Source organism: Psychrobacter sp. GW64-MNA-CIBAN-0177, from assembly GCF_040309585.1.
Classification (GTDB): Bacteria; Pseudomonadota; Gammaproteobacteria; order Pseudomonadales; family Moraxellaceae; genus Psychrobacter; species Psychrobacter okhotskensis.
In genome coordinates this window covers 1-249 of the sequence record NZ_JBEOOY010000480.1, presented here as the reverse complement: position 1 = coordinate 249, position 249 = coordinate 1, and the positions used below count along the sequence as shown (strand labels likewise).

General features: G+C 57.0%; 1 protein-coding gene. It reads left to right on the top strand.

Annotated features, from left to right (window positions below; all coding sequences use genetic code 11):
* On the top strand, positions 1-249 hold a 249-nt coding region (locus AAEY79_RS15905), incomplete at both ends, for an efflux RND transporter permease subunit (RefSeq protein ID WP_352289633.1).

Here is a 249-nt window from a genome sequence, read left to right as displayed (position 1 = left end):
CCGTTGTGATGGCGCTGCTGGGTGCAATGGTCCTGTCCGTTACCTTTGTTCCTGCAGCTATTGCCATGTTCGTCACTGGCAAGGTGAAGGAAGAGGAAGGCGTGGTCATGCGCACAGCTCGACTGCGCTATGAACCGGTTCTGCAATGGGTGCTGGGACATCGGAACATCGCTTTCTCGGCCGCAGTAGCCTTGGTCGTGCTCAGTGGTTTGCTGGCAAGTCGTATGGGTAGCGAGTTCATCCCAAGCC